This window comes from Corynebacterium sp. (assembly GCF_030826625.1).
Taxonomy (GTDB): domain Bacteria; phylum Actinomycetota; class Actinomycetes; order Mycobacteriales; family Mycobacteriaceae; genus Corynebacterium.
In genome coordinates this window covers 1455-5833 of sequence record NZ_JAPJNQ010000104.1, presented here as the reverse complement: position 1 = coordinate 5833, position 4379 = coordinate 1455, and the positions used below count along the sequence as shown (strand labels likewise).

Genomic DNA, 4379 nt, shown 5'->3' with positions numbered 1-4379 from the left:
CTCCAGCACCCGAAAGGGCAGCCAGATTCGATCGTGGTCACCACAACTGCGCTTGCCGTCGACGACATCAAATACTTGCCGGAGTTGTCCGTCGGACAGCTGCCCTGCGAATCTCCAGCGCAAGCGCAAGAATTAGTCACTGACCTGCTCAGCGAGATCACCCCGCACGGTGAGCGAATCTGGAATTACCTGGCGACCGTCACCGGCATGCGTGGTGCGATGCTTGTCGACGCCGCCAGCGGGCAGCGCGTCGAACCTGATCCAGAACGCGGGGTACGCGCCAGCACGATGGATCACCGCGATTCAATTGCGAGCCTGACAAGCACGCGCCCAACAAGCATGTTCCCTATCAACGCAGACGAGACCGACCAGCTAGCCCACAACCCTGCGAAAAATTATGTCCAAGAAGCACGCGTGCTCGCCGCAAAAGTCGCTTCCTGTCCACACGTACTCGCCGAACTGTGCATTTCGGATGATCCTGACTACACCACCGGCTATGCCTGCGTCACCGGCAAGTACTACCGCATAGACAACATGAAAGACGCGGGAACCAAACAAGGCACCCGCGTGATTGTGGTCGAACGCAGCGATGAACACGCCATTGCAGAAATTTCCGCATACCTAGAAAACCAGGCGGTGATCGTGGGGTGAAACTCGATGAGCTCGCAGCTGATCGCATTGCTCAGTGGGAAAAACAAGGCCTTTTACGACACCCGGCAGAATTTACGGGGCCACAAAATCCGCACGCGCACGTGCACGGAGTGCCAAAACCTCGGGTGTTGTTGTCATCCTCCAACTATCTCGGTTTATCCACCCACCCAGAGGTGATCGCGGCCGCGCGCGACGCACTCGAAGAATTCGGTACGGGCTCAGGCGGATCACGCTTGACGACGGGTTCGACGAGCTGGCATCGGCACGTCGAAAAGCGTTTTGCCGAATTCGTGGGCTTCGAACAGGCGGTCTTGTTTGGCACCGGCTACCAAGCCAATATCTCCATTTTGCAAACGCTGGCGAGCGAAAACCTCACGATTTTTTCTGATTCTTTGAACCATGCCAGCTTGATCGACGGGATCCGGCTCGCGAGTGCGTCCGGTGCTGCGAAGGTGATTTTCCCGCACCTGGATTACGCGCGCCTAGAGCAGGAATTGGCTAGCTGCCGCAGCGAGCACAAACTCGTCGTTAGTGACGGAGTCTTTTCCATGGACGGCGATATCGCTGATCTGCGGGTCCTGCGTGATCTTTGCGATCACCACGGTGCCTGGTTGCTGGTTGACGATGCCCACGGTGTCGGGACTGTGGGCAAGCACGGGGTCGGTGCGAGTGAGCTTTACGACGCTCGCCCGGACATCTTGGTGGGCACGGCAAGCAAGGCATTGGGCGCGGAAGGCGGCTTCATCGCATGCTCTGCGCCGGTTGCACGCATGCTGCGCAACCAAGCGCGCGGATACGTGTATTCGACAGCGTGCAGTGCGGCGAACTGCGCGGCGATTTCGGCCGCATTGGAGATCGTGCAGCGCCCCCTCGATGATGCTCACCCAGTGGTTCGTTTGCACGAGCGCGTCGCAGCGTTACGCGCGGCGGCTGGATACAACGTAGACGGCGCCGGGGCGGGCACGGTGGCAGGCCAGCATTCGCCGATCATCCCGTTTGCAGTCGGTGCGGAATCTGCGGCGATGGAACTTGCTTCCTGCCTTGCTGAGCAGGGGTTTCATGTGCCCGCGATCCGCTACCCGACGGTCGCGCGCGGGCAGGCAATTTTGCGCACCACCGCGATGGCGAGCCTCGATGTCGCTGATATCACAGAATTCGGCAAAACAATACGAGGCCTCGGGTGGAATCCACCCAAGACCTCATAACAGCAAGACGAATCTAGATAACAGCAAGACGAATCTAGGCTGTTGCTAGCACGCTAGCGCAGCAGAGCGCTCGGGCACTCATTTGCGCACCAGAGCGCTAGGAAGTGCTCGTTACGCACTAGAAAACCAGCTGGAACGACTCTGCAGAGAGCTTTTCGGCAATCTTGTTTTCAAGCTCCGCTGGAACTTCAGCTTCCACACGCAGAATCAAAATCGCGCCGTCGCCCTTGGCAGCCTGGGTCAGCGCAGCCGCCTCAATGTTGATGCCGGCGTTACCCAGTTCGGTACCGACCACGCCCAGTGCGCCTGGGACATCGGTGTACTGAAAGAACAGGTTGCGGCCCTCGGCACGCATATCAACACCACGGCCGTTGATGCGCACGATCTTTTCGATGCGTTCCGTGCCAGTCAACGCACCGACAACGGTGGCGGATTCGCCATTAGAACCGACCACCTTCACTTCCAACGAAGAGCGGTGATATGGCGATTCGCTCTGGCTGGAAACATTGATCTCGAGGCCGCGTTGCTCGGCAACCTGCGGTGCGTTCACGAAAGTAATTGCTTCATCGGTAACACCGCTAAACAGACCACGAACGGCGGAAAGTCCCAGCACATCCAGCTTTTCAGTGGAAAGTTCGCCGAGGCCGGTGACCTCCAGAGAAACCGGGGCACCATCCAAGAAGCGGGAGGCAGCAACACCCAATTTCCGGGAAAGCTCCAGCCACAGCGCCACTTCTTCGTCAACCTTGCCGCCGGATACGTTCACGGCATCGGCAACGAACTCACCGCGCAGTGCTTTGAGCACCGACGCGGCAACGTCCGTGCCAGCACGGTCCTGCGCCTCGATCGTCGAAGCGCCAAGGTGTGGTGAGACGACGGTTTCTGGCAGGTCGAACAATGGCGAATCCGTGCATGGTTCCGATTCATAAACGTCGAAACCTGCACCACGGTGGTGACCGGATTTAATGGATTCTGCCAGCGCGGCTTCGTCGACCAGGCCGCCACGGGCGGCGTTGATGATGATCTGGCCCTTCTTCGCCTTCGCCAACAGCTCTGCGTTGAACATGCCGGCGGTTTCTTTCGTCTTCGGCAAGTGGATGGTCACGAAATCTGCGCGTGCCATCAGCTCATCCAGTTCCACGAGTTCCACACCAAGCTGGGCAGCACGAGCCGGGTTGGCGTACGGATCATAAGCAATGATCTCGGTTTCAAATGCAGCAAGACGCTGCGCGAAAAGCTGACCGATGTGGCCAAAGCCGACGATGCCGATGGTCTTGTTGAAGATTTCTACGCCCTTAAACGAGGAACGCTTCCATTCGCCATCGCGCAGCGACTTATCCGCGGCAGGAATTTGCCGTGCGGTAGCCATCAACAGCGCAATAGCTTGCTCACACGCAGAGTGAATATTCGAGGTCGGAGCATTAGCCACCATGACACCGCGTTCGGTAGCGGCTTCAATATCGACGTTGTCCAGGCCAACACCTGCGCGGCCAACGATGCTCAGGTTAGGTGCTGCCTCGAGCACTTCTTTGTCGACGGTGGTTGCGGAGCGAACGAGCAAGGCGTTGGCATCGCCAACTGCAGCAAGCAGCTCCTCGCGATTGGGGCCATCGACCCACCGAACTTCGACGGCATCACCCAAGGCATCCACCGTGGATTGGGCTAGCTTATCTGCAATTAAAACCACCGGCTTGGTCACTGAAATACTCTCCTATGTGAGCGGTTGCGTGTAGACGAAAAATCGAATTGAATTCTGAATTCAGTTGTGGGTCAGGATGTGGTTTGCATTATACAACCCCGTTCACACGGTATTGCGCGCTCAACGGGGATTAAATTCGCAGCCGTTCCTTGCAGTTTTCGGCTAGCGACGGATTCCTGTCTACGTCTTAGATTTCGCGGTTTCTTCTCGTTGCGCAGAAAGCTCAGCGACACGGATTTTATGCGAAAAATCGCGTGAGCTCCCAAAATCACGCCCGAATGCAATGAGTGGACCGTCGGCTAGTCCGGCAACCATGGCAAGAGACTCAAAATTCCGGGTCGGATCAGCATCTGGCAATACGCGCACTTTCGCGCCGAAAGCCGTCGCATTAGCAACCGAGATAACCGGAGAAGTATTTGTCGCCACCATGACCGGGGCCATTTCTTTATCGCGTCGGGACTGCGCATAAATCGCTGGTAACTTTTCGTGCTCCCGAGTTTCTAACACGTCCCAGGTAGCAACAACTTCTTGCCTACCGCCAGGAGTCAGCTGCGATAATGCGTGCACCAAGTTAGCTGGGTCAGTCACTTCGATTTGTTCAAATTCAAACGCCGTATAATCTGCCAACGCTTGGTCAGTTCCAGGATCGTTGAAAATTTCCACATCACCCGAAGCATCAGCCATCGTCACCTTGCCCACCGTGAGCACACGCTCAACGTTCAACTCCTCGATTAAGGCACGAATTTCGCGGTGAATACTGCGGTCATAGATCACGACGGGCGCAAACTGCGCAATCGCAATCGAAGCACCACGCGCAATAGCAC

At 57.2% G+C, this 4379-nt stretch carries 4 protein-coding genes; 2 read left to right on the top strand and 2 right to left on the bottom strand.

Going from position 1 to position 4379, the window contains the following annotated elements; genetic code table 11:
• Together RCH87_RS09955 and RCH87_RS09950 are read left to right on the top strand one after the other, a co-directional pair.
• Positions 1-651 (top strand): 6-carboxyhexanoate--CoA ligase (locus RCH87_RS09955; RefSeq protein WP_306516547.1); only part of this gene is annotated, 651 nt, incomplete at its 5' end.
• The gene (locus RCH87_RS09950) at positions 648-1856 is read left to right on the top strand and encodes an 8-amino-7-oxononanoate synthase (RefSeq protein ID WP_306516546.1); all 1209 of its coding nucleotides are present in this window, start codon (positions 648-650) and stop codon (positions 1854-1856) included. The genes RCH87_RS09955 and RCH87_RS09950, both read left to right, overlap by 4 nt.
• Positions 1857-1974: 118 nt before the next feature.
• Here the strand turns inward: RCH87_RS09950 and serA are convergent, their stop codons facing one another.
• Positions 1975-3555, bottom strand: coding sequence for a phosphoglycerate dehydrogenase (gene serA / locus RCH87_RS09945; protein ID WP_306516545.1), 1581 nt, complete (start codon positions 3553-3555; stop codon positions 1975-1977).
• A gap of 180 nt (positions 3556-3735) precedes the next feature.
• On the bottom strand, positions 3736-4379 hold a 644-nt coding region (locus tag RCH87_RS09940), incomplete at its 5' end, for a hypothetical protein (protein ID WP_306516544.1).